Annotated in this window: 23 protein-coding genes and 2 tRNA genes; 18 read left to right on the top strand and 7 right to left on the bottom strand. The window is 43.5% G+C overall.

Annotated elements, in window-relative coordinates:
- Nucleotide 1: 1 nt before the first annotated feature.
- The 11 genes from rpsE to MKI85_RS07030 all read left to right on the top strand — a co-directional run bounded on the left by rpsE (nt 2) and on the right by MKI85_RS07030 (nt 7,231).
- A complete protein-coding gene (gene rpsE / locus MKI85_RS07080) occupies nt 2–499 on the top strand; it encodes a 30S ribosomal protein S5 (protein WP_004657688.1) in 498 nt (165 codons plus the stop codon).
- Between the two features lie 6 nt (nt 500–505).
- Entirely contained in the window at nt 506–682 is a 177-nt protein-coding gene (rpmD, locus tag MKI85_RS07075) for a 50S ribosomal protein L30 (RefSeq protein WP_004985357.1), read from the top strand.
- A 3-nt stretch (nt 683–685) separates the two neighbouring features.
- A complete protein-coding gene (rplO, locus tag MKI85_RS07070) occupies nt 686–1,126 on the top strand; it encodes a 50S ribosomal protein L15 (RefSeq protein ID WP_241626323.1) in 441 nt (146 codons plus the stop codon).
- A 45-nt stretch (nt 1,127–1,171) separates the two neighbouring features.
- Entirely contained in the window at nt 1,172–2,491 is a 1,320-nt protein-coding gene (gene secY, locus MKI85_RS07065) for a preprotein translocase subunit SecY (protein WP_171479162.1), read from the top strand.
- A 20-nt stretch (nt 2,492–2,511) separates the two neighbouring features.
- Nucleotides 2,512–2,628, top strand: coding sequence for a 50S ribosomal protein L36 (gene rpmJ, locus MKI85_RS07060; RefSeq protein ID WP_000867907.1), 117 nt, complete (start codon nt 2,512–2,514; stop codon nt 2,626–2,628).
- 109 nt (nt 2,629–2,737) lie between these two features.
- Nucleotides 2,738–3,094 carry a 30S ribosomal protein S13 gene (rpsM, locus tag MKI85_RS07055; protein WP_016168588.1) on the top strand — a complete coding sequence of 119 codons (357 nt, stop codon included), beginning with the start codon at nt 2,738–2,740 and terminating at the stop codon, nt 3,092–3,094.
- 19 nt (nt 3,095–3,113) lie between these two features.
- Nucleotides 3,114–3,500, top strand: a complete 387-nt coding sequence (rpsK, locus tag MKI85_RS07050) for a 30S ribosomal protein S11 (protein WP_004281491.1) — start codon at nt 3,114–3,116, stop codon at nt 3,498–3,500.
- A gap of 12 nt (nt 3,501–3,512) precedes the next feature.
- Nucleotides 3,513–4,136 carry a 30S ribosomal protein S4 gene (rpsD, locus tag MKI85_RS07045; RefSeq protein WP_016168587.1) on the top strand — a complete coding sequence of 208 codons (624 nt, stop codon included), beginning with the start codon at nt 3,513–3,515 and terminating at the stop codon, nt 4,134–4,136.
- Nucleotides 4,137–4,153: 17 nt separating this feature from the next.
- Entirely contained in the window at nt 4,154–5,161 is a 1,008-nt protein-coding gene (locus MKI85_RS07040) for a DNA-directed RNA polymerase subunit alpha (RefSeq protein WP_016168586.1), read from the top strand.
- Nucleotides 5,162–5,179: 18 nt separating this feature from the next.
- Nucleotides 5,180–5,545, top strand: coding sequence for a 50S ribosomal protein L17 (rplQ, locus tag MKI85_RS07035; RefSeq protein WP_004974746.1), 366 nt, complete (start codon nt 5,180–5,182; stop codon nt 5,543–5,545).
- Nucleotides 5,546–5,740: 195 nt separating this feature from the next.
- The gene (locus tag MKI85_RS07030; protein WP_241626321.1) at nt 5,741–7,231 is read left to right on the top strand and encodes a flavin-containing monooxygenase; all 1,491 of its coding nucleotides are present in this window, start codon (nt 5,741–5,743) and stop codon (nt 7,229–7,231) included.
- 48 nt (nt 7,232–7,279) lie between these two features.
- Here the strand turns inward: MKI85_RS07030 and MKI85_RS07025 are convergent, their stop codons facing one another.
- Complete coding sequence (locus tag MKI85_RS07025) at nt 7,280–8,452, bottom strand: acyl-CoA dehydrogenase family protein (protein WP_241626319.1); 1,173 nt, start codon at nt 8,450–8,452, stop codon at nt 7,280–7,282.
- Between the two features lie 187 nt (nt 8,453–8,639).
- Here MKI85_RS07025 and MKI85_RS07020 point away from each other — a divergent pair, with 187 nt between their 5' ends.
- The 5 genes from MKI85_RS07020 (at nt 8,640) to MKI85_RS07000 (ending at nt 13,947) form a co-directional block, all read left to right on the top strand.
- Complete coding sequence (locus MKI85_RS07020) at nt 8,640–8,897, top strand: FAD assembly factor SdhE (RefSeq protein ID WP_100241829.1); 258 nt, start codon at nt 8,640–8,642, stop codon at nt 8,895–8,897.
- Nucleotides 8,890–9,273, top strand: coding sequence for a hypothetical protein (locus MKI85_RS07015; protein ID WP_241626317.1), 384 nt, complete (start codon nt 8,890–8,892; stop codon nt 9,271–9,273). Before MKI85_RS07020 ends, MKI85_RS07015 begins: the two co-directional genes overlap by 8 nt.
- 518 nt (nt 9,274–9,791) lie before the next feature.
- The gene (locus tag MKI85_RS07010; protein WP_241626315.1) at nt 9,792–10,856 is read left to right on the top strand and encodes a hypothetical protein; all 1,065 of its coding nucleotides are present in this window, start codon (nt 9,792–9,794) and stop codon (nt 10,854–10,856) included.
- 60 nt (nt 10,857–10,916) lie between these two features.
- Nucleotides 10,917–11,498, top strand: coding sequence for a rhombosortase (gene rrtA / locus MKI85_RS07005; RefSeq protein ID WP_241626313.1), 582 nt, complete (start codon nt 10,917–10,919; stop codon nt 11,496–11,498).
- A 163-nt stretch (nt 11,499–11,661) separates the two neighbouring features.
- Nucleotides 11,662–13,947, top strand: a complete 2,286-nt coding sequence (locus tag MKI85_RS07000) for a TRAP transporter large permease subunit (protein ID WP_241626562.1) — start codon at nt 11,662–11,664, stop codon at nt 13,945–13,947.
- Nucleotides 13,948–13,983: 36 nt separating this feature from the next.
- On the opposite strand, the gene MKI85_RS06995 is transcribed toward MKI85_RS07000, so the two are convergent.
- The 6 genes from MKI85_RS06995 to rnr are packed head-to-tail and all read right to left on the bottom strand — an operon-like array spanning nt 13,984 to nt 21,098.
- On the bottom strand, nt 13,984–14,859 hold the full coding sequence (locus MKI85_RS06995; protein ID WP_241626560.1) for a DMT family transporter: 876 nt from the start codon (nt 14,857–14,859) through the stop codon (nt 13,984–13,986).
- Nucleotides 14,860–14,916: 57 nt separating this feature from the next.
- On the bottom strand, nt 14,917–15,357 hold the full coding sequence (locus tag MKI85_RS06990) for a hypothetical protein (RefSeq protein WP_241626311.1): 441 nt from the start codon (nt 15,355–15,357) through the stop codon (nt 14,917–14,919).
- Nucleotides 15,358–15,373: 16 nt separating this feature from the next.
- Nucleotides 15,374–15,580 carry a YheV family putative metal-binding protein gene (locus MKI85_RS06985; protein ID WP_100241823.1) on the bottom strand — a complete coding sequence of 69 codons (207 nt, stop codon included), beginning with the start codon at nt 15,578–15,580 and terminating at the stop codon, nt 15,374–15,376.
- A 38-nt stretch (nt 15,581–15,618) separates the two neighbouring features.
- The gene (locus MKI85_RS06980; protein WP_413351616.1) at nt 15,619–17,658 is read right to left on the bottom strand and encodes a M3 family metallopeptidase; all 2,040 of its coding nucleotides are present in this window, start codon (nt 17,656–17,658) and stop codon (nt 15,619–15,621) included.
- Nucleotides 17,659–17,716: 58 nt separating this feature from the next.
- Nucleotides 17,717–18,604 (bottom strand): VanW family protein, encoded by an 888-nt coding sequence (locus MKI85_RS06975; RefSeq protein ID WP_241626307.1) that lies wholly within the window; start codon nt 18,602–18,604, stop codon nt 17,717–17,719.
- Nucleotides 18,605–18,656: 52 nt separating this feature from the next.
- Nucleotides 18,657–21,098, bottom strand: a complete 2,442-nt coding sequence (rnr, locus tag MKI85_RS06970) for a ribonuclease R (protein ID WP_241626305.1) — start codon at nt 21,096–21,098, stop codon at nt 18,657–18,659.
- Between the two features lie 265 nt (nt 21,099–21,363).
- Here rnr and MKI85_RS06965 point away from each other — a divergent pair.
- Nucleotides 21,364–21,453, top strand: a tRNA-Ser gene (locus tag MKI85_RS06965).
- Between the two features lie 14 nt (nt 21,454–21,467).
- A tRNA-Arg gene (locus MKI85_RS06960) sits at nt 21,468–21,541 on the top strand.

The following is a 21,541-nucleotide window of genomic DNA, read 5'->3' as shown; positions in this document are numbered from 1 at the left end:
CATGGCTAAAGTTGAACAAAACGAAGGTCTTGTTGAAAAGCTGGTTGCCGTTGATCGTGTAGCCAAAGTTGTTAAGGGTGGTCGTATCTTCTCTTTCACAGCATTAACTGTTGTGGGTGATGGTAATGGTCGCGTAGGTTTCGGTCGTGGTAAAGCTCGTGAAGTTCCAGCTGCTATTTCTAAAGCACTTGAAGCTGCACGTCGCAACATGATTACTGTAGACCTTGCTGGTACTACTTTACAACACCCTGTGAATGCGCGTCATGGTGCAAGCCGTGTGTACATGCAACCTGCTTCTGAAGGTACTGGCGTAATCGCTGGTGGCGCAATGCGTGCCGTTCTTGAAGCTGCAGGCGTACATAACGTACTTGCTAAATGTTACGGTTCTACAAATGCTGCGAACGTTGTAAACGCAACTTTCAAAGGTTTGCGTGATATGACTTCTCCAGAGAAAGTAGCTGCTAAACGCGGTCTTTCTGTAGAACAAATTCAAGGGTAATCAATCATGAAAACGATTAAAGTTACCCAGACTAAATCTGCTTCGCACCGCTTGAAAAATCACAAGCTTTGCTTACAAGGTTTAGGTCTGCGTCGTATTGGTCATACTGTAGAAGTGCAAGACACGCCTTCTAACCGTGGTATGATCAACAAAGTCTACTATATGGTTAGTGTAGAGGAATAAGCCATGACTCTGCGTTTAAATGAACTTGCACCTGCAGAAGGTGCTAAGCGCGACAATCTTCGCCTTGGCCGTGGTATCGGTTCTGGTGTTGGTAAGACTGGTGGTCGCGGTGTTAAAGGTCAAAAGTCTCGTAAGAGCGGTGGCGTGCGTCCAGGTTTCGAAGGTGGTCAAACTGCGATTTATCGTCGTTTACCTAAATTCGGTTTCACTAGCCAAATCGCTTTAAAAACTGCTGAAGTACGTTTATCAGAGCTTGCTAAAGTTGAAGGTGATATCGTTTCACTTGAAACTTTAAAAGCTGCGAATGTTGTACGTAAAGATATGATTCGTGCTCGTATCGTACTTTCTGGTGAAATTACTCGTGCATTCACTGTTCAAGGTGTTGCATTGACTAAAGGCGCTAAAGCTGCTGTTGAAGCTGCTGGCGGCAAAGTCGAGGAGTAATCGCGAGTGTCTATGTCTCCTAGTTCTTCAGGTCATGTTCACATGATGAAAGGCCAACCGTTTTACGTGAAATACCGTGAAATTATTCGCCGAATGATGTTTCTCTTCGGTGCATTGTTGGTTTTTCGACTAGGAGCGCATATTCCAGTACCGGGCATTAATAATGCTGCACTTGAAAACCTTTTTAATGCAAACCAAGGTACGATCCTTGGTTTGTTTAACATGTTTTCAGGTGGTGCTTTAGAAAGAATGTCAATTCTTGCCTTGGGAATTATGCCGTATATTTCTGCATCGATTATTGTGCAGTTAATGTCGACAGTTATTCCATCACTCGAGGCTTTGAAAAAAGAGGGTGAGCAAGGAAAACGCAAGATTAACCAATATACACGTCAAGGTACGTTGCTTTTAGCTTTAGTGCAGGCGACAGGGATGTGTGCAGGTTTAATTAGTCAGGGCATCACGCTTTCTGCTGGTTTGGCCTTCTACGTTCCAGCTGTAACTTCATTGGTTGCAGGTACCATGTTCTTAATGTGGTTGGGTGAACAAATTACCGAACGCGGAGTGGGCAATGGTATATCCATGATCATTTTTGCAGGTATTGTTGCAGGATTGCCGAATTTAATTATGCAATCTATTTCATCGGTAGATAATGGTCAAACAAGCTTGATTGGCTTGGCTATTTTTGGCTTGTTATCATTGGCGGTGTTGGCAGCAATTGTGTTTATTGAGAAAGCGCAGCGTCGTATTCCAGTAAATTATGCTCAAAAACAGCAAGGTCGTCGTGTATTTACTGCGCAGCAAACACATTTACCATTAAAAATTAATATGGCAGGTGTGATTCCAGCGATCTTTGCTAGCTCTTTACTGTTGTTTCCAGCCAGTCTGGGTCAATGGGTGGGTAGTTCAGATCCGAGTGCAGGGATTATCAAGCGTAGTTTGCAAGATTTGGCTCTTTTATTGTCGCCTGGACAGCCGTTGTATTTGGTGCTCTTTGGTGCGTTAATTATCTTTTTCTGTTATTTTTATACGGCGCTAGTATTTAGTCCTAAAGAAGTTTCAGAAAACTTAAAACGCAGCGGAGCTTATGTGCCTGGTATTCGCCCAGGTGAGCAAACTGCTCGTTATTTAGATCATATTCTCAATCGTTTGACATTTATTGGTGCAATTTATATTACGATCGTGTGTTTAATGCCGATGATTTTGCAAAGCTCGTTTGGTATCCCATTCTATTTGGGTGGTACTTCTTTGCTAATTGTTGTTGTTGTAGTTATGGATTTCATGGCGCAATTGCAAGCACACCTGACTTCTCATCAATATGATAATCAAACGTTAATGAGAAAAACGACTGCTCATCCGAAGGGATAAGCGCACTTAGAGGTTTCATCATGAAAGTACAAGCTTCTGTAAAGAAAATTTGTGGTAGCTGTAAAGTTATCCGTCGTAATGGGGTTATTCGCGTAATTTGCAGCGCAGAACCTCGTCATAAGCAGCGTCAAGGTTAAAATCTGATCAAGACCTGTTGATTTCAGTAGGCTAATTAGGTTATTATCCGCCCCTCAAGATTTTTGTGGGGCGGTTGATTATCTCTACTGCCTTTTTGGAGAAAATTGAATGGCTCGTATTGCCGGTGTAAACATTCCGGATAACAAGCATGCTGTTATCTCTCTCACTTATATCTTTGGTATTGGTCGCCACACTGCTAAGAACATCTTGGCTGCTGTAGGTATCGCTCCAACTACAAAGATTCGTGAATTAGATGATGCTCAGCTTGATGCGATTCGTGCAGAAGTTACTAAGGTTCCTACCGAAGGTGACTTACGTCGCGAAATTTCCATGAACATTAAACGTTTAATGGATTTAGGCTGCTACCGTGGTCTTCGTCATCGTCGCAGCTTGCCTGTCCGCGGACAACGCACCAAAACTAACGCACGTACCCGTAAAGGTCCGCGCAAACCTATTAAGAAATAAGATTTCTGGAAGCTAAAAGATGGCTAAAGATACTCGCGCACGCAAGAAGGTCACTCGTACCGTCTCTGAAGGTGTCGCACACATTCACGCTTCTTTTAATAACACCATTGTAACGATCACTGATCGTCAAGGTAATGCATTGGCTTGGGCTACTTCAGGTGGACAAGGCTTCCGTGGATCACGTAAATCAACTCCGTTTGCTGCTCAGGTAGCTGCTGAAGTTGCTGGTAAAGCTGCTTTAGATTACGGTTTGAAAAACTTGGACGTCCTTGTAAAAGGTCCTGGTCCTGGTCGTGAGTCTGCGGTTCGTGCATTAGGTGCAGTGGGTTATAAAATTAACAGCATTACCGATGTGACTCCAATTCCGCACAACGGTTGCCGTCCACCTAAAAAACGTCGCGTGTAAGGAGAAACATTCATGGCTCGTTATATTGGTCCAAAATGCAAACTCTCTCGCCGCGAAGGGACAGACCTGCAATTAAAATCTGGCGTTAAACCATTTGACGTTAAGACTAAAAAACATGCTAAAGCTCCTGGCCAACATGGTCAAAGCCGTGCAAAACAATCTGAGTATTCACTACAATTACGTGAAAAACAAAAAGTACGTCGTATGTACGGTGTTTTAGAGCGTCAATTTAGTAACTACTATAAAGAAGCTGCTCGTGTTAAAGGCGCAACTGGTGAAAACTTGTTGAAATTGCTTGAAAGCCGTCTAGATAACGTTGTTTATCGCATGGGTTTTGGTTCTACACGTGCAGAAGCTCGTCAGCTTGTATCTCACCGTTCTATCACTTTAAATGGTCGTCGTGTTAATATTGCGTCTATCCAAGTTAAAGCTGGTGACGTGATTGCAGTTCACGAAGGCGCTAAGCAACAATTGCGTATCAAAAATGCAGTTGAATTAGCTGCTCAACGTGGTATTCCTTCTTGGATGGAAATTGATCATTCTAAGTTGGAAGGTACATTTAAAGCTGCACCAGATCGTTCTGATTTACCTGCTGAAATCAACGAAAGCTTGATTGTAGAATTGTATTCTAAATAATCCTTGAGGTAGCAATAATGACGCGTACTGCAAATGAGTTTCTAACTCCGCAAGCGATCAAGGTCGAAGCGGTTAGCGGGACCTCGGCAAAAGTTATTCTAGAACCATTAGAGCGTGGCTTTGGTCATACTCTTGGTAATGCTTTACGTCGCATCCTACTTTCTTCTTTACCTGGCGCAGCTGTGGTTGAAGTTGAAATTGAAGGTGTTGAGCACGAGTACAGTACCTTGGAAGGCTTGCAGCAGGACATCGTCGAGCTCTTGCTGAACCTGAAAGGATTGTCTATTAAGCTGTTCGATCAAAATGAAGCTTATTTAACATTAGAGAAACAAGGTCCTGGTGATGTTACTGCCGCTGACCTTCGTTTACCTCATAATGTTGAAGTGGTTAACCCTGAACATTTGATCGGTACATTAAGTGCAACTGGCTCATTAAAAATGCGCCTTAAAGTTGCTCAAGGCCGTGGTTATGAAACTTCTGATTCACGCTTCCCAGAAGGCGAAACTCGCCCAGTGGGTCGTTTACAGTTAGATGCATCTTATAGCCCAATCAAACGTGTGTCTTACATCGTAGAAAATGCGCGTGTAGAACAACGTACTGACCTTGATAAACTGATCATTGATCTTGAAACCAACGGTACAGTTGATCCAGAAGAAGCGATCCGCAAAGCGGCTACAATCTTGCAACAACAAATTGCAATTTTTGTTGACCTTCAGAAAGATCAAGCTCCTGTTGCTCAAGAACCTCGTGAAGAAGTTGATCCAATTTTGCTTCGTCCAGTAGATGATCTAGAGCTTACTGTTCGTTCTGCGAATTGTTTAAAAGCAGAAAATATTTACTACATTGGTGATCTAGTACAGCGTACTGAGGTTGAGTTACTTAAGACTCCTAACCTTGGTAAGAAATCGCTTACTGAGATCAAAGATGTTCTGGCTTCTAAAGGCTTACAACTCGGCATGCGTTTAGAGAACTGGCCACCAGCTAGTCTCCGTATGGACGATCGTTTCGCCTATCGTAGCCGTTAATTTAGTAGGACTATCACCATGCGTCATCGTAATAGTGGTGTGAAATTAGGCCGTACAAGCAGTCATCGTAAAGCGATGTTCCAAAACTTGGCTAATTCTTTGTTCGAACACGAGTTAATTAAAACTACTGTTCCTAAAGCTAAAGAATTACGTCGCGTTGCTGAGCCTTTAATCACTTTAGCTAAAAACGATACTGTTGCAAACCGTCGTTTAGCGTTTGCTCGTACTCGTTCAGCAGCAACTGTTGGTAAATTATTTACCGTTCTTGGCCCTCGTTACAAAGAACGTAACGGCGGTTATCTACGTGTTCTTAAAGCGGGCTTCCGTGCGGGTGATGCTGCACCGATGGCTTACGTTGAACTAGTAGATCGCGAAGTTAAATAATTTCGTAGAGCTATTCAGTTGTTCTTAAAAAAGGTCGGTTTTTAACCGACCTTTTTTAATGCCTGTTGTTAGACAAAATTTCAGGATGTCCCGAAATGATACGTTTTAATAGCGGTTTTAAATCAACTTGACATTGATCATTGTCAGATTTGTGCTTTAATAAAAATGTATTATCAGTAAGGTTATAAAAACAACATGGAAAAGCAAATTGATATTTTGATTGTGGGTGCTGGCATTTCTGGTATTGGTCTAGCGGTACATTTATCCAAAAACAATCCTCATCGTTCTTATGAGATTATTGAACGTCGCGAGAGTATTGGGGGTACATGGGATTTATTCAAATATCCTGGTATTCGTTCTGATTCGGATATGTCGACTTTTGGCTATAATTTTAAGCCTTGGCAGCAATCCAGTGTTTTAGCTGACGGTGCTGCAATTAAAGGCTATTTGTCTGAGGTAGTGGAAGAGTTTAATATCTCATCTAAAATTCACTTTCAACATAATGTCATTTCAGTCAATTACGATACTGAAATTCAGAAATGGGTGGTTGAAATTGAAAACCATAACAAAAAGAAACAAACTTGGGTGGCTAATTTTATTTTAGGCTGCACGGGGTACTATAACTATGAGCATGGCTATCAACCTATATTTCAAAATCTACCCGAATTTAAGGGTGAGTTTATTCATCCACAGCATTGGCCTGAAAAATTAGATTATCGTGGCAAGAAAGTCTTAATTATTGGCAGTGGCGCAACAGCCATTACCTTGGTACCTGCGATGGCGAAGGGTGGTGCTGCACATGTGACTATGCTACAACGTTCGCCAACGTATATTGCGTCTGTGCCTTCTGTAGATTTTGTTTACGATAAAATGCGTAAATATTTACCTGAAGATGTCGCTTATAAACTGACCCGAGCCCGTAATATTGGCATGCAACGTGGGATTTATGCCCTTGCACAAAAGCAGCCAAAATTACTGCGCAAATTTTTATTGAAGTCGATTGAAATGCAGCTTAAGGGTAAGGTGGATATGAAACACTTTACCCCGAGCTATAATCCGTGGGATCAGCGTTTGTGTGTGGTTCCCGATGGTGACCTATTTAAAATTTTACGTTCAGGGCAAGCGAGTGTTGAAACAGATTTAATTGAAAAGTTTACTGAAACAGGGGTATTACTCAGGTCTGGTAAACATTTGGATGCAGATATTATTGTGTCGGCGACTGGCTTGGACATTCAAATTCTTGGAGGGATGAAGGTGTCGTTGGATGGTCAACCGATTGATACTTCGAAGCATATGCTTTACCAAGGTGTCATGGTCAGTGATGTCCCGAATATGGCAATGATCATTGGTTATATCAATGCCTCGTGGACTTTGAAAGTTGATATTGCTGCAGATTATATCTGTCGTTTGATTAACTATATGGATCAAAAAGGCTATGTACAGGTGATTCCTCAGGGAGATCAGACTGAATTACTTGAAGACACGGTGATGGGGAGTCTGACTTCGGGATATATTGCCCGTGCAGCCAATGTGATGCCTAAACAAGGCAAACATGCGCCATGGAAAGTGACCAATAATTATTTGGCAGATCGTAAAACCTTAAAACATGCGAGTTTTGAAGATGCAGTCTTAAAATTCCAAAAAGCGCATCCGCATGCGCAACGTAAACCTAAATTGGTGTCATAATCTTAGGCATAAAAAGGAGCGTGTAGCTCCTTTTTATTAGGTCAATTTTTATAGGGTTCGTGAGATGAGTTCTTTCATAATTTCATTGGTCCCTGCATAGATTCGATTGGCACGATGATCGATATAGGCACGTGCAATCGGGTATTCCAGCATGTAACCGTATCCACCATGTAGTTGTAAACATTCATCCACCACTTTGGAGTACATCTCTGAAATCTTGTATTTTGCTGCAGCCGCAGCAGCATCACTGAGTTGACCCTGTAGTTGTAGCTGCATACAACGATCAAGGTAAGTGCGACAAAAATCTATTTCGGTACGCAGCTCCGCTAATTTAAAGCGGGTATTCTGAAAAAAAGCGATAGGTTTGCCAAATGCGTTACGCTGCTTGGTGTATTGCACAGTATGCGCAAAAGCAGCTTCTGCACCTGCCTGACAGATAATTGCCACCAGCATACGCTCCCATGCCAGTTCCTTCATCAGCATCATAAAGCCCATGCCTTCAGCGCCCAGTAAGTTGTGCTGAGGTACACGGACATCATCAAAGAATAACTCGCAGGTATCCTGACCTTTCATGCCAATTTTATGCAGGGGTTTGCCTTTGCTAAACCCAGCTCGATCTGCTTCAACCATGATTAGAGACAGATTTGCTGAACCTTTGTCACCATGACCTGTTTTACACACCACGATAGCCATATCACACAGGTAGCCATTGGTAATAAAAATCTTGGAGCCATTAATCACATATTCATCACCATCTAAGACTGCTGTGGTTTTTACCGCTTGCAAATCTGAGCCTGTCCCCGGTTCTGTCATGGCAATCGCTGTCACAGTTTCACCCGTCGCCATTTTGGGAAGCCAGCACTGCTTTTGTTCTTCATTGCCAAAATTTAAGATGTAGTTGGCGACTATGTCGGAATGCAGGGAGAAGCCAGTTGCGGAGTCCATGGCATAGGCTTGCTCTTCAATCAGAATCATACTGTAGAGACGATCGACCCCTGAACCGCCATAGATTTCGGGCATGGTGGCGCAGAGTAAACCGAGTTCACCCGCCTTGTTCCACAAATCACGATCAACATGTTGTTGTTGCTCATATTTTTCAGTATTGGGAATCACTTCCTGTGTATAAAATTTACGTACAGTTTCACGAAATGCTTCATGTTCTTCAGTGAACAGTTGGCGTGGTAGCATCGGGTCGAGTGGGCGAATAGCACCAGATTGCATGATGTTGAAGTCCTTGAATTATAATTGTGGATACGAAGTTAAAAGATCTGCTGGGAGTTGGGCAATATGAGCAATGCTCAATTCCATAATAAAAATGGTAGATTTGGTCATTCAGTGGAAATGTGCTCGAAATTGGCTAAATGATTCGGTTAAACTAGGGCAATTCTGTTCGGTCTAGGGGAATATAATGAGCGAAGAAATGACGCTTGAAGAACGCAAAGTGATTTACCGTGCACGTCGTGGATTAAAAGAAATTGATGTGTATTTTGACCCATATGTTCGCAATTATTATTTAAATGCTTCTCCTGAAGAAAAGGCTTTATTTGCTGAATTGGTCGATCAAGAAGATCCAGATTTACTGGATTGGTTTATGGAAGTGGGTGAACCGCCTCGCGCTGAGATCAAGACGTTTATTCTTAAATTAAAGCATTATGTTCATGGCTAATACAGCCTATTATTTGAAACGCAGTCGCGTGGCGATTGTGTTTCAAATCTGCATTCTTATCCTCATTCTCAGTTTAGTTTTCATCTTATTGCCACTTTGGTTGGCCTGTATCGCTCTAGTTATTGTATTGCTCTCATTTTGGTTGCAGCTTCAACAAACACCTCTATATTATTTTGAGCCTTTCTCCTTACACGAATGGTCGGTTGCCATCACTGATCAACAAGTGACACGCATGCAACTACAACGCGTGGTGGATCATCACTGGTATATCGTACTTTATTTCCAGCAGCAACAACGCTGTAGCTATGTGATTTGGTACGACCAACTGACCTTGGCAGATTGGAAAAGACTTAAATTATTGGCAAAAATGCTCTAATTGTCAGACACCTGATGGTATATCTATTTTTATTAAAATTATAAAAATCAAAATATTATATATATTTCAGCTTGCTCCTGTCAGACAGAAACTCAATAAATTGGCAAAAAGTATAAATTGTTAGACAATTTTAGCGATTCCAACTGCATTTTCTTTGTACATTAAAACCACCAAACAGCAGACGAGGAGATCAGTATGATTTTTCCCACGTGGATGTTTCTGATGGTAGCGATTGTTTTGGCAATTGTTATAGGACGATTAGGAACGGTGCTGAAGGATCGATTTACACGAACATAAAGCCCTCTGGGCGTTCATTTAATAGGTAGCATGTGCTGAACCGTCGCAATGCTACTTTTTTTTGCCTAAAATTTAAGAATTCTGCTTCTACAGTCAATTTTTCTCTTTATTTTTCATGGCAAAGTAATGCTTTGAATTAGAGTAAATACTCTTTTCTTGAAAATTCGCTTCTGCTATGTTTACTGCGAAGGACACAAACAAAAAATATAGAGGACAGGAAGATGTCGCAAGTCCAGAAAATTTGCCAAGGTATGGCGATTTTAATGATTACAACAACAGTATTTACAGGGTGTTCGCATGTGGTGAAATCAGGTGCGAATGTCGCTTTAGGATTTAGTGAAAAACATATTGTACCACCCATTTTAGCCATGGATGATGCGGATATGGTATGCAACTCAGGTACTGCCTTAACCCCAGCCATCATGTCGACCCAAGATATGGGCGCAGACCCGACCCGTATTGCCATTTTACTGTATTCCGCTGCAGGAACATGCGCTGAAAATCATGCTTTGGATGCTGAGCTACGCTATTTACGTGCATCCAAATCGGGGCAAGTTACAGAAGCTCAGGATGCACGAATTGAACAAAAGCGTTGGTCAGCAGTAGCGGCACAGCGTCAGTATGCGGGTTATCAACTGTTAGAGAAGCGTTGGCAAGCCAAATACCAGCAAGCTTTGGGTGAAAGTTGCCCGAAAATGAAAAGTGACATTGATCAGACTGTGTATTTACTGGGCATGCTCAGTGGCTTACAAGCCATGACCAATGACATTAACTCAGGGGGTGCAGTCAATGTACCGAAAGACATCGCTGCGATAGTAGAGCGCGGGATGGTCTGCTTGAACAATGAAAAGTTCTGGGGCGCGCCAGAGGCGACTCGTGCAGCAATCTGGACATTACTGCCAGGCGCGGGGGATGGTAAACCAGATCCATACCAAACCCTTAAACAATCAATGCAAATTGGCGAACAAAAAGGGGTACGCTTACCACATGCCTTATATGCGGTTGCTGCGCAAGCCAGTGGCGATGATGCCAAAATTCGTGATGCCTTAAAGCAGTTTGCTGCTGCACGTTCTGATGAAAAACCAGTGAATCCTCAGTTTAAGCTGATTGATAGTATGGCTGCCAGTATGGTGCAAGGGATCTCTGATCGTTACTGGACAGAACATACGGGCAAACGTACAGGTGATGGGGGGATGCTCCAATTCTGGGATGAGCAGGACGACAGTACAGGCTTGGATGATCTATTTGATGGAACGGAAGATACGGTCAGTAGTACCAAACAATAGCCAAGGTCGAGCCTGCGAATAGAGGCAAAGGAATCGCTGCTGATGTAGAAGGAGATGCTGATGATTGATCCATACGTTGCTCGAAAAGTGGCATTTATAGCAGGGGTTGCTTCAATCTCTGCCTGCCTACAGATTTTTGCAGACTATTTTATTTATTGGCGTCCAGATCTGTTGGCACAATTCTGGCGCCTTTGGACTGCACATTGGGTTCATGTGGGATGGGTTCACTACTTGCTCAATATGCTGGCCTTTGCCTGTTTACCTTTTATTTTTCCGCATGTACGCGTGTGGAAATTTGCAGCATTGCTGCTCTTGCTTCCTGTCTGTATTAGTCTGAGTTTTTATTATGGTTTTCCTGATATTGAAGCCTATGCAGGACTTTCAGGTGTATTGCATGGTGCTTATGTTGCAGTGGCATTGGTTCATCTCAGTTATGTCCATGAACGTAAATTTGCGGCAGGCGTGTTGGGACTGATTGTATTAAAGTTGATTTGGGAAAATACCATGGGCAACACCAGCACTGCAGAATTGATTGGTAGCCCTGTTTTGGTCGAAGCACATTTGTTGGGTGCGATTTGGGGCATGCTGTTAGCCGCAGTATATTTTCCTTTTCATTTAAGGGTGTTAAAGCCAAACAGTTGACATTTTAAGCAGAAAGAAAACAAAAGCGGTCATTTTTTTCAGTCTGAAAGTCATGCAGAGTGAAGTTGAAAAATAAAGATAGCAACAGAATATGGAGATGTTCTGTGCAGAAAGGATGTCTACATCATCATTGATGATGAGTAAAATAAAAACAGGAACGCATATGTACGATGCAGGACAGAAACGGTCTGGATTAGACCTGTTTAAATATATTTGGACTGAATGGATCTCCGCCTTTGTGATTTTAGTGTTGCTGGTTTTAACACTGATTATTGGCACAGGTGAAATGATTCATGGGCAATTATTGCGCATGGGGGAAAGCCTGTATGGCGACCCTGCCAAAGGCATGCAATATTCTTTCTTAAGAGCAGAACCGAGCAAACCCGATTGTAACCGTCATCCGAATGTGGATGCATTGGTTCAAGCACAAATGAAAACTAATGCTGCAGATGAATTTGCCGATATTTTTGGTACAGCTTCAGAATCGGATGTCAGGGCTTCAATTCTTGCAGCACAAAATTTATGTGAAGAAAAATATCAGTTCTACGACAAAGCCATGCAACACATGCAGGCACATCCAACCTTAAGAACCTACCGTACTGTGGAAACCACCTTCTTTGGGGTGTTTAAGTTTGGGAGTGAAAATCGTGCCATTTTATTGGTATTGATGGTGGTATTTGCAGCCATCAGCGCAACCCTAAAAACCCATCATATTGGTTTACGCAGTCCTGCAACCAAGATTGATTTTCGGGTATATAGTCTGTTTATGTTGGTAGCCAATGGCTTTTTGGTGGCTTCCAGTTTAAGCCAGTATCATTCTGTCCAAAACTCGGGTGTACCGATGACGAGTGAAATGTTCAGTATTTACTGGATGTGGATTACGTTATTTGGCTTGCTGACCTTGATTAGCCTGTTTCAATTAGTTAAACAGCCTATGCCGACCAAAGACGGCGGGCGATTGGGTATGGCATTTTTGAGTGTGCCTTTATATGCCTATATGGCGGTGATTACAGGTGTTGCCTTTACCTTCTTTATGGACTACCCGATGGGACAAGGGATTTACTTGGGGCAACTGGTCGAGTTCTCCAATATCTTCCTGAATCTTGCGCTCTTTATCTGGGCGGGGATGTTATTAAAGCAAACCCGAATTGTGGATTTATTCCTGAATATTTTGCGTCCATGGAATCTGGCACCTGAAACTTTAACCTGGTTAATTCTGATTGCGGCGGCATTACCAACTGCATATACCGGTGCATCAGGGATTTTCGTGATAGCGGCTGGAGCAATCATTTATAAAGAAGTCTGGAATGCAGGAGGACGCCGTCAATTTGCTTTGGCAGCAACAGCGATGTCGGGTTCTTTGGGCGTGGTATTACGACCATGTTTATTGATTGTGGTGGTGGCATCACTGAATAAAGAAGTGACTACAGACTGGCTCTATCAATACGGCAGTTATACGTTCTTGTTGACATCGACCTTGTTTTTAGTGGTATCGCTGTTCCTTGCGGAGCAGAAATTCCGTATCGCACCATTGCATATTGCAGGACCTAAATCTGTCCGCGCGCTTGCACCTGTCCTGCCTTATATTATGATTTTTGTGTTGATCTGGCTGTTTTATAAGTACGCCTTGTCGACAGATTTGAATGAATTTACTGCACCGGTGATGATGCCAATCATTCTGTTGGTTATGGTGTTGTTCGATAAATTACGCCATGAACCTGCACCGATTCAAGCTGTCGGGCATTGGGATGAAACGTTGGATTTAAGTTATACATCCTCGGCTCAACCTGTGACGGCTGGTGCTGATTTATCCAATACCGCAGAATATCGAGAGGGGATTCATCCGGCACAAGCGGCAGGTGAGCTTGTTGTCAATCATGCGGTGCAGCATTCAGAAAAGTTAGATCCGATGCGCCAAGTGGGTTTCTGGAAATCGTTGCATATTTCGACCAGTGAAACGGTTGGGCATATTGGGGCATTGGTTATTCTCATGGCGTTATCGGTCAGTGTCGGTGGCTTCCTTGAGCGGATTGAAGTCATGAGTATGTTCCCGACGGATATTGCCAACATCTACTTGGTTATTAGCATGATTGTGGTTCTGATGATTGTGGTTGGCATGATTATGGATCCGTTTGGTGCCGTGATCTTAATTTCAGCTACGGTTGCTCCTGTTGCCTATCAGTATGGCATTCATCCTGTGCATTTCTGGATGATTACCTTGATTGGTTTTGAATTGGGGTATGTGACGCCACCTGTAGCACTGAATCATTTGCTGGCACGTCAGTCGATTGGCGATGCAGAAGTCGCGGAAGCGGATGCAGAAGTTCGACATGCGTCTTTTTACTATCGCTATGAACGCTGGATCCTGCCACTCTTGGTATTATTCCCTGCCATGCTGATTATTGCTTATGTACCTTACTTGTTTAAATTGTTTGGTTGGTATTACTAAGTGACTCGAATAACAGATCAAGCACCTTCGGGTGCTTTATGTTTTTTGGCGTTGTTGAAATAAAGGACTACAAAATAGGATACCGGCCAAGATCAAACTGAAACCAATGAGGCTGTAATGGTCAGGCACTTCCTGCCAGAAAATATAGCCCCAAGTCCCAGCAAAAATAATCGCAATATAATTCACGGGACCAATCTGACCTGCGGGTGCTAGTTGATAGGCTTTGGACATAAAAATCTGGCTGATGTTTGCCAATACGCCTGCGGTAATCAAAAAGCTGAGTTCATGTAGTGTATAAGGTCGCCATAACCAGAACATGGGGAGCATGGATATGAGCGTACCAATGAAGCAGAAGTAAAATACAATCCGTTCAGGTGGCTCGGTACTGGTCAGCGCACGCACGGTCACAAACGCCATGGCAGCTAAAAAGCTCGCGATTAAGCCAATCAGGGAAATCTGGTTGAATAGTCCTGAGTCTGGTTTTGCCACAAACAAGACGCCCGCCAGACCAATTGCAGCGGCCAAGAGCATGGAATGGGTAATTTTTTCTTTTAAAAACAGCCAGGCAATGAGCGGAATGAAGATGGGAGAGGAATAGGTAAACACCATGGCATTGGAGAGTTTTAAATGCGCAATCGCATAGAAAAAGCCATACATGGCAATTAGACCGACCACGGCACGCCAAGTGTGCATCCAGATTTTGGTGGTTTTTAAAAAGCCTAATCCTTTATTGCATATAATTGGTAGAAAGACGAATAAGCCAATAAAATTGCGGAAAAAGACAATGGTCGGATTATCGACGCTATAAGAAGCATAACGAATACAGACGCCCATCAGCGAAAATAAAAAGGCAGACAGGGTCAGAAAACCAAACGCCTTGACTAGATTGCGATTGGTTGGGGAGATGTTCATGCAAAAATTCGGCATAGTCATAGACGAATCTATTCTAGCCGAATTTTAAGCAATCGGTTATTGAGCTTGTGCGAGTTGTGCTTCAAGCAACTTAATTTGTTCCTCTTTAAGTGCAATCAGGTCATCTGCATCACTATGTTGTGCTTTGAGCATTTTTTCTTGCTCATTCAGCTGAGTCTGGAGGTCGTCCAGTTTGGCAATTTCTTCTTTTGCCAGCGCTGCATTTTTTGGTACATCTTGTTTCAACAGGCTTTCATCGACCAATTGGATTGGTGCTTCAGCAGCATCTGCTGTTGCTGTGGATGCCGCCGTTTCAGTAGCAGGAGCAAGTGCTTGAGCTGCTGGTTTTACTGCTGCACGCACGACTGGTTGTTCCAGCTCATGTTTTGGTTGCGAGGATGTCATCCATTGGTAGCCGAGAAAAATAGCCACCACAGCAATCAGTCCTGCAATGATCCCCATTAAAAGTTTTGAATTTTGTCTTTGATCTAACGTCATGACTTGAACCTTGTGGTTATTCAGGCTGACGAGGTTTAAATTGAATGACCCCAATTTCGTCTGGATATTCAGGTTCAGCGGGCTCGACATGAGTCGGACGCTTTTCTGTATATTCACACTCTATACATTCAATCCACTCGTCATCCACAGTGATGATCTTAACCACACGATCTAAAGCTCCGCATTTAGGACATTTTGCGCCTGCGATAAACTGTCTTTTCATGTCAGTTAATAACACCCTGTGAAAAATAATGACGTAGTTTAAGCGCTTTTATCCGTGTTCGTCCAACCCTGATGGCGTAATAATGCGTCTATTTTTGGCTCGCGTCCGCGGAAATTGATAAATGCATCAAGCGCTGTATCCTTTCCGCCAACTGCTAGAATAAACTGTCGAAACTCTTTGCCAGTCTGCGTATTGAAAATCCCTTCTTGTTCGAAGCGATCAAAGGCATCACTGGCTAAAACTTCAGCCCATTTATAAGAATAATAGCCTGCAGCATAGCCGCCTGCGAAAATATGGCTAAAGCTGTGTTGGAATCGGTTGTAGGCAGCCGTTGGGGCAACGGCATAGTTTTGGCGAATTTGATCTAAGCTGGCTTGAATACCCGCTGCATCTAATGCAGGGGTGGTGCGGTGAATGTTTAAATCAAATAAGGCAAACTCAATTTGACGCAGGGTTTGCATACCCGACTGGAAGAAACGGGCATCCAGCAACGCTTTGAGTAAGGATTCAGGCAGCACCTCTTTAGTTTCAATATGCTCACTAAGTAAATCTAGACTTTCTTTGTCCCAAGTCCAGAACTCCATAAACTGGCTTGGTAGTTCTACTGCATCCCAAGCTACGCCGTGGGTGCCTGCGACAGAGATGTGATCGACCTCGGTCAACATATGGTGTAAGCCGTGTCCAAATTCATGGAACAGGGTGGTGACTTCATCATGGGTCAGTAAAGCTGCTTGTCCTGCAACAGGTGGGGTAAAGTTGCACACCATGTAGCAGATTGGTTTTTGTAGACCTTGTGTGGTTTGCATACGAGAACGGAAACCACTCATCCATGCACCACCGCGTTTGCCATTGCGGGCATACAAGTCAAAATAGAAACCACCGACCACTTTACCTTGATCTTCAAGTTCAAAATATTGTGCATCTGCATGCCAGACAGGTGCTGCACGTTGCACAATTTGAATGCCATACAAGCGTTCAACAATGCTGAATAAGCCTTGTATAATTTTCGGTGCAGGGAAATAGGGTTTTAAATCTTCCTGAGACAGATTGAATTGTTGAACTTTGAGTTTTTCAGAGTAGAAACCTGTATCCCATGGTTCGAGGGTTTTAATTCCGTCTTGTGCTGCAATGGCTTTCAGTTCGGCAATTTCCTGCTCGGCAGGTTGGCGTGCATGTTCTGCCAGTTCAACCAAAAAGTTGGCAACAGTGTCGACATCGGGCGCCATTTTGCTGGCGAGGGACAATTTTGCATAGTTATTAAAACCCAGCAATTGCGCCATTTCCTGACGCAAGCTTAAGATTTCTTCCATTACCGCCGTGTTGTCGAATTCAGCTTGTTCTGCCTGATCTGAGGCACGAGTGGTATATGCACGATACAATGCTTCACGTACAGCACGATCTTCGGCATAGGTCATAATGGCCAAATAAGCAGGAATATCTAGAGTAGCCACCGCTTGCTCAAGTTCACGTTGCTGACCATATTGTTTTAATAGTTCAATGCTGCTGGCAGGTAGCCCTTTAAGCTGATCTTCAGTTAAGGGTTTGAAATAGGCTTGAGAGGCATCCAAGACATGGTTGGAGAAATCGGAAGACAGTTGCGATAAACGTGCTGAAATTTCAGCATAGCGTTTCTTTGCTTCACCTTCTAAGGCGACTCCAGAGAGTTTGAAATCTCGTAATGCCAGCTTGATCGCGCTTTGCTGAGCCGCAGGCAGTTGTTGAAATTCTGTCGAATCTTGTACTTGCTGATAGGTTTGGTACAGCACGGTGTGTTGCCCGAGCGCGGTGTAATATTCACTCAGTGCAGGTAGTAATGACTGATACACATCACGGGTTTCAGCATTGTTCATGACCGCATTTAAATGGGAGAGTACTCCCCAAGATTCACTCATGCTATTTTCAAGTTCATCGACTTGGCTTAACACTTGAAGTTGAGCGGCATGCTGTTCAGGTACGGCAGTGAGTTCGGCTAAAAATTGCTGACCGTGTTGAATGGCTTGTTCGATTTGTTGTTTTAATTCGCTAAGTTGAATTTGATCAAACTGAGGAACAGGTAAAGTTGCTTGATCTAAGTGCATGTGCATTCGCCATTTCATTTTAAACTTAATCTAGATGTAGGGATTCTTGACAGGGAAATCAAGTTTTTATTGTGGGAGTTTGCTGTTCAGCAGTAAATTCCGCCCAAGAGGCAAAGGATTGATCAATCCGCTGAGGGATATACAGGACTTTGGCAAAATTACGGGTCATGCATTCAGTTTCCAGAATTTCGCCACTTTTATATTTTTCTTTACGATGCCGCCAGATTTCATTCTGACGATAATAGTCAGAACCTATTTTAAAAAAAGCATGCTGTTGTTCAAACACATGATAGACATAGCCCAAATCTACCGAGCAACGTAGTTCCCCCTCCAGACATTTGTCGCTAAACCATAAGCGAATTTGAAAGGTATGTGGGGTCGGATTATAAAATTGATAATCGATGTAATTGTAGAAGATGGCAGCACCACTACCAAAAGGTAAAACCCGTCCTTGATCAGGGAAGGGGTCAAAGGAGTGCTGCGCGCGTTGTACCACCTGTAGTGGGCTATGCAGCACCAACCAATGAATCAGGTTGGCAATTTGGCAGATGCCACCACCGATACCGCCTCGTGCCTGACCGAAACTCAGTTCCATGCCTTCCACATAGCCTTTGGCAGATGTGGGTTGCCCCACCAACTGGCAGAAAGAAAAAGTTTGTTGAGGATGAATCAGAATACCTGAAATACAGGGACTGGCAATTTTCAGGTTGATCACTTTGTTGTGTTGCCAGTGTTGCTCGCTATCACCTAATTTTCGGATCAAGACCGATTGATGTTTCTTTACCCGATAAGGCAAGGGCGTAGAGCACTTGTCTTGAGCATAATCTTGACCATCGGTTTTCCATTGCCAATAGCGGAGCGCCCGTCGGGTACAGGTTGATAAAAAGTAAAATAGGGGATGATACTGGCTAATGGGTTTGCGGATCAAACGTCGAATAATTTTCATGCTTTTTTTTATAAAAAGGTGCTAAGCCACGGGACTTAACACCTATTTAAACTTATTCGCTACGCACTTTTGCGTTGGCTTTTTTCTTTTTGGCTTTGCTCTTTTTCTTGGCTTTTTCTTTAGCTTTTATATCAGCCTTTGCTGCGGCTTTTTTATCAGCTTTTTTGCCATAAGAACTTGGCTTGGCCTTGGCTTTCTTTTTCGCAACGGGTTGCTCGCCTGACTCACGCGTTTCATTAGGCGCTTTTGCAGCGCGCGGGGTAAAGGTTTCTTCTTTTACCTGTGCGGTTCCAGCTTTGGCAACGCGCGGTGCACGACTACGAATGGCACGTCCTGCATGCGTGAGTTGCTGGATCAGTTGAAAGTCAATTTTACGCTCTTCCAAGTTCACTCCAGCCACTTTAATTTTGACTTCATCGCCTAAACCAAAGGTTTGACCACGATTTTGTCCAACCAGACTTTGACTAACTTGGTCAAAGACAAAGAAGTCATCGCCCAATTGACTGACATGCACCATGCCATCGACATACAGGTCTTTCAGCGTCACGAACAAACCAAATTCAGCCACCGCTGAAATGACACCGACAAATTCATCACCCAGGTGTTGTTGCATATAATGGCATTTGAGCCACATGGTCACAGAGCGTGAGGCTTCATCTGCACGACGTTCGGTTTGTGAAAAATGCTCGCCCGCATCATCCAGTGCAGCACCCGAAAGTGGGGACGGTTTTTCAGCCAGTTTGGCTTTAATGGCACGATGGAGCAGTAAATCTGGGTAACGACGGATTGGCGAGGTGAAATGGGTATAGGCTTCATATGCCAGACCATAGTGCCCCGCATTTTTGGCGCCGTAATAGGCTTGCATCATGGAGCGTAACAGCACCGCATGAATACTTGGCGCATCAATACGGTCTTTAGTGGCTTCAATGACGGCTTGATAATCTTTCTGCGTCGGTTGGTCTGGGAATTTCAAACCGAGTAATTTGACAAAATCGCGGACTTTTTGGGTGCGCGAAAACTCAGGTGGCTCATGCACGCGATACAGCATCGGAACATCATGTTCCAATGCAAACTCTGCCGCAGCCACGTTGGCCAACAACATGCACTCTTCAATCAATTTGTGTGCTTCGTTACGGGTACGTGGCAAAATTTCACTAATACCGCCCAAGTCATCAAAGGTCATGTAGGTTTCGACCGTTTCAAACTCCATGGCATGACGTTCTGCACGTAAGCCTTTTAACACCTGATACAGTTGGAATAAGGTATTTAAAGATTTACGCACATCGCGGTTTTCTGGAACGGCAGCACTGTCACCATCAAAATATTGCGCTACCTGTGTATAGGTCAGGCGTGCTTGTGAATGCATCACCGATGGATAAAACTCAAATCCAGTGACACGACCAGTACGTGAGAGTTTTAAATCACAGACCATACATAAACGGTCGACATTTGGATTTAAAGAACAGAGACCATTCGAGAGTGCTTCAGGCAGCATTGGCAGCACAAAATGCGGGAAATACACCGATGTGCCACGTTCTTGTGCTTCTTCATCCAGAGGCTTGCCAATACGGACATAATGGCTCACATCCGCAATCGCAACCACGACACGATAACCCCCACCTGGGCGTTTTTCAGCATAAACGGCATCATCAAAGTCGCGCGCATCTTCACCATCAATGGTGACCAAAGGTAAATCACGTAAATCAATACGACCCTGACGGTCTTTGGCGCTTGGCTCTTTAAAGCTTTCCGCTTCTTTCAGCACTTCTTCTGGGAATTCGTAAGGCAAACCAAACTCTAGAATGGTTTGCGGAATAATAATTTCTGTATCGGCTTTATCTGCCATCGACTGTACGATATGACCTGTCGCAAAGGTCTCACGAGTCGGGTAATCATCAATGGCAACACGAACAGAATCGCCAATTTTCAATTGAGCATGTTCAATCAATTCCTTTTCTAAGGTAATCGGTTGATGTGCATTCGGATTTGCAGGCTGAATAAAGTATTCGCCTTCATGTTGCGAGACTTTGCCGATAATCTGTTTGACACGATGCTGTACCACTTCAGAAATAAAGCCCCAGGCTTTACCTTTACGGTCAACTGAGGTCTGTTGAACCTTGACGCGGTCACCATTAAACACTTGGCGTAATTCGCGTTCGGGTAATAGTAAATCATCATGTCCAGAAATATTGGCGGTACCTAAACCCTTACTGTTGATATATACGGTGGCTTCATGGCTCGGTTGATCCGCCATACGTTGAAATTTAAAGCCATCTTTCATGAGTTGACCATCACGTACCATGGCGATGAGTCGGTGGCTCAGGGCATCAATACTCTTTTGATCGGCAATTTGGAAGTGTTCCACTAAATCGGCATGCGATTGTGGCGAATTTAATTGTTCTATAGTTTCTAAAATGAGCGTACGGCTCGGAATAGGATTTTCGTAGCGTTCAGCTTCCGCTTTGGCTTCAGGATCGACCCAATTTTTCATCATGGATTTGGTTTTGTGTCAGAAGATAGGATTAGCATAAGACATGCAGCGTCAGACTGCACGTAAATGATTGCAATAATGTGTTTTTCCGCGAGCAATTGGGGTCGAGAAGCCAAATTCTGAAAGTAATATGTATCGATATGGGATAAATTCTGCTCAAATTTGAGTAAATTGTTTAAAAAGTATTTAATTGAGCAAAATAATGCAAAAAAAAGAGCGGCTGTGCTTGCAGTACTAGGGTTAAGTTTGTATTATGGCGGCACGTTACGGTGAGATGGGTGAGTGGCTGAAACCACATCCCTGCTAAGGATGCATACGGGCAACTGTATCGAGGGTTCGAATCCCTCTCTCACCGCCAACTTTACTTATGTCGCGCTCATAGCTCAGCTGGATAGAGCACTTGGCTACGAACTAAGGGGTCGGGAGTTCGAATCTCTCTGAGCGCA

The organism is Acinetobacter zhairuonensis (assembly GCF_022601715.1).
Taxonomy (GTDB): domain Bacteria; phylum Pseudomonadota; class Gammaproteobacteria; order Pseudomonadales; family Moraxellaceae; genus Acinetobacter.
The sequence above is the reverse complement of the archived record's forward strand: the minus strand, read 5'-3'. Positions and strand labels throughout refer to the sequence as shown.

Coding starts and splice junctions, on each gene's coding strand:
- rpmJ (WP_000867907.1), top strand. CDS start 2,512: ATGAAAGTACAAGCTTCTGTAAAGAAAATTTGTGGTAGCTGTAAAGTT.
- secY (WP_171479162.1), top strand. CDS start 1,172: ATGAAAGGCCAACCGTTTTACGTGAAATACCGTGAAATTATTCGCCGA.
- MKI85_RS06990 (WP_241626311.1), bottom strand. CDS start 15,357: ATGACGTTAGATCAAAGACAAAATTCAAAACTTTTAATGGGGATCATT.
- MKI85_RS06995 (WP_241626560.1), bottom strand. CDS start 14,859: ATGAACATCTCCCCAACCAATCGCAATCTAGTCAAGGCGTTTGGTTTT.
- rpsD (WP_016168587.1), top strand. CDS start 3,513: ATGGCTCGTTATATTGGTCCAAAATGCAAACTCTCTCGCCGCGAAGGG.
- MKI85_RS07000 (WP_241626562.1), top strand. CDS start 11,662: ATGTACGATGCAGGACAGAAACGGTCTGGATTAGACCTGTTTAAATAT.
- rpmD (WP_004985357.1), top strand. CDS start 506: ATGAAAACGATTAAAGTTACCCAGACTAAATCTGCTTCGCACCGCTTG.
- rpsM (WP_016168588.1), top strand. CDS start 2,738: ATGGCTCGTATTGCCGGTGTAAACATTCCGGATAACAAGCATGCTGTT.
- MKI85_RS07030 (WP_241626321.1), top strand. CDS start 5,741: ATGGAAAAGCAAATTGATATTTTGATTGTGGGTGCTGGCATTTCTGGT.
- MKI85_RS07020 (WP_100241829.1), top strand. CDS start 8,640: ATGAGCGAAGAAATGACGCTTGAAGAACGCAAAGTGATTTACCGTGCA.
- MKI85_RS07025 (WP_241626319.1), bottom strand. CDS start 8,452: ATGCAATCTGGTGCTATTCGCCCACTCGACCCGATGCTACCACGCCAA.
- MKI85_RS07040 (WP_016168586.1), top strand. CDS start 4,154: ATGACGCGTACTGCAAATGAGTTTCTAACTCCGCAAGCGATCAAGGTC.
- rpsE (WP_004657688.1), top strand. CDS start 2: ATGGCTAAAGTTGAACAAAACGAAGGTCTTGTTGAAAAGCTGGTTGCC.
- rpsK (WP_004281491.1), top strand. CDS start 3,114: ATGGCTAAAGATACTCGCGCACGCAAGAAGGTCACTCGTACCGTCTCT.
- rrtA (WP_241626313.1), top strand. CDS start 10,917: ATGATTGATCCATACGTTGCTCGAAAAGTGGCATTTATAGCAGGGGTT.
- rplQ (WP_004974746.1), top strand. CDS start 5,180: ATGCGTCATCGTAATAGTGGTGTGAAATTAGGCCGTACAAGCAGTCAT.
- MKI85_RS06980 (WP_413351616.1), bottom strand. CDS start 17,658: ATGCACTTAGATCAAGCAACTTTACCTGTTCCTCAGTTTGATCAAATT.
- MKI85_RS06975 (WP_241626307.1), bottom strand. CDS start 18,604: ATGAAAATTATTCGACGTTTGATCCGCAAACCCATTAGCCAGTATCAT.
- rplO (WP_241626323.1), top strand. CDS start 686: ATGACTCTGCGTTTAAATGAACTTGCACCTGCAGAAGGTGCTAAGCGC.
- MKI85_RS06985 (WP_100241823.1), bottom strand. CDS start 15,580: ATGAAAAGACAGTTTATCGCAGGCGCAAAATGTCCTAAATGCGGAGCT.
- rnr (WP_241626305.1), bottom strand. CDS start 21,098: ATGATGAAAAATTGGGTCGATCCTGAAGCCAAAGCGGAAGCTGAACGC.
- MKI85_RS07010 (WP_241626315.1), top strand. CDS start 9,792: ATGTCGCAAGTCCAGAAAATTTGCCAAGGTATGGCGATTTTAATGATT.
- MKI85_RS07015 (WP_241626317.1), top strand. CDS start 8,890: ATGGCTAATACAGCCTATTATTTGAAACGCAGTCGCGTGGCGATTGTG.